Origin of the sequence: Enterococcus sp. BWB1-3 (genome assembly GCF_016745275.1) — a bacterium.
In the GTDB taxonomy this organism is placed as follows: Bacteria; Bacillota; Bacilli; order Lactobacillales; family Enterococcaceae; genus Enterococcus_L.
In genome coordinates, this window is record NZ_JADOEP010000062.1 from 1 (window position 1) to 1,405 (window position 1,405).

Genomic DNA, 1,405 nt, shown 5'->3' on the forward strand with positions numbered 1-1,405 from the left:
AAATATGCGTACCCGAATTTTCTTACTCAACGGCCTTATTCAATACAAATAAAAAACACCGGAGAAGGAGTTCGATTCCTTCTTCCGATGTTCATTGGTGATACTATCAGTCCGATTTGACAATGAGCCCTTATTAATCCTATTATTTGAAAGTTTCATAGAAAATGGGTAGTAATGGGGTAGTATTGTTTTTTTAGTAAACAAAAAAGAGATGTAGCAATCGCTCAAAGCGTTGATACATCTCTAATACCGGCGGCCGGGGTCGAACCGGCACGCCCTCGCGGGCACTGGATTTTGAGTCCAGCGCGTCTGCCAATTCCGCCACGCCGGCATGAAATAAAATCATTATTAATTATTGCAAGGCGGTAACCGGATTTGAACCGGTGATGAAGGTTTTGCAGACCTCTGCCTTACCACTTGGCTATACCGCCATAATTAAACTGGGGTAGCTGGATTCGAACCAACGAGTGACGGAGTCAAAGTCCGTTGCCTTACCGCTTGGCTATACCCCAAATACCTTAACCCTATTTAAAAGGTAAGGGCGAATGACGGGAATCGAACCCGCGAATGCCGGAGCCACAATCCGGTGCGTTAACCACTTCGCCACAATCGCCATAAAACTTATCAAAAATGGCAGGGGCAGCAGGAATTGAACCCACACTAACGGTTTTGGAGACCGCTGTTCTACCTTTAAACTATGCCCCTAATGGAGGAAAGTGGATTCGAACCACTGAACCCTAAGGAACGGATTTACAGTCCGTCGCGTTTAGCCACTTCGCTATTCCTCCATAATGGCGCGAGACAGAATCGAACTGCCGACACACGGAGCTTCAATCCGTTGCTCTACCAACTGAGCTACCGCGCCAAATATAAATTTAAAAACTACGGTTCCGACGGGAATCGAACCCGCGATCTCCTGCGTGACAGGCAGGCATGTTAACCCCTACACCACGGAACCGGAGATGGAGGTTAACGGGATCGAACCGCTGACCCCCTGCTTGTAAGGCAGGTGCTCTCCCAGCTGAGCTAAACCTCCAAGAAAAAATTCCAATATGACCCGTACGGGATTCGAACCCGTGTTACCGCCGTGAAAGGGCGGTGTCTTAACCACTTGACCAACGGGCCATTAAAAAATAAAAACGGAGAGTAAGGGATTCGAACCCTTGAGACAGTGTTCACCGCCTACATGATTTCCAATCATGCTCCTTCGGCCTCTCGGACAACTCTCCTGAGTTAAAAGAAGCACTTTGCTTTACTCTATAATAATACATCCTAAATAGGAACTCCGGCAGTAGGACTCGAACCTACGACATCATGATTAACAGTCATGCGCTACTACCAACTGAGCTATGCCGGAATCATCGCGCGGCGGCGTCCTACTCTCACAAAGGGAAACCCTTCACTA

General features: G+C 47.7%; 12 tRNA genes. All 12 read right to left on the reverse strand.

The window, feature by feature from the left end:
- Positions 1 to 247: 247 nt before the first annotated feature.
- The 12 genes from IW492_RS17810 to IW492_RS17865 all read right to left on the reverse strand — a co-directional run bounded on the left by IW492_RS17810 (position 248) and on the right by IW492_RS17865 (position 1,357).
- Positions 248 to 331, reverse strand: a tRNA-Leu gene (locus IW492_RS17810).
- Between the two features lie 29 nt (positions 332 to 360).
- Positions 361 to 431: transfer RNA gene (locus IW492_RS17815), tRNA-Cys, on the reverse strand.
- A 9-nt stretch (positions 432 to 440) separates the two neighbouring features.
- Positions 441 to 512, reverse strand: a tRNA-Gln gene (locus tag IW492_RS17820).
- A 28-nt stretch (positions 513 to 540) separates the two neighbouring features.
- Positions 541 to 613 (reverse strand) — tRNA-His (locus IW492_RS17825).
- An 18-nt stretch (positions 614 to 631) separates the two neighbouring features.
- Positions 632 to 705 (reverse strand) — tRNA-Trp (locus IW492_RS17830).
- Positions 706 to 707: 2 nt separating this feature from the next.
- Positions 708 to 788: transfer RNA gene (locus IW492_RS17835), tRNA-Tyr, on the reverse strand.
- Positions 789 to 792: 4 nt separating this feature from the next.
- A tRNA-Phe gene (locus IW492_RS17840) sits at positions 793 to 865 on the reverse strand.
- Positions 866 to 885: 20 nt separating this feature from the next.
- Positions 886 to 958, reverse strand: a tRNA-Asp gene (locus IW492_RS17845).
- Between the two features lie 5 nt (positions 959 to 963).
- Positions 964 to 1,036, reverse strand: a tRNA-Val gene (locus tag IW492_RS17850).
- 17 nt (positions 1,037 to 1,053) lie between these two features.
- Positions 1,054 to 1,125 (reverse strand) — tRNA-Glu (locus IW492_RS17855).
- A gap of 15 nt (positions 1,126 to 1,140) precedes the next feature.
- A tRNA-Ser gene (locus IW492_RS17860) sits at positions 1,141 to 1,229 on the reverse strand.
- Positions 1,230 to 1,283: 54 nt separating this feature from the next.
- Positions 1,284 to 1,357, reverse strand: a tRNA-Asn gene (locus tag IW492_RS17865).
- Positions 1,358 to 1,405: the final 48 nt, after the last annotated feature.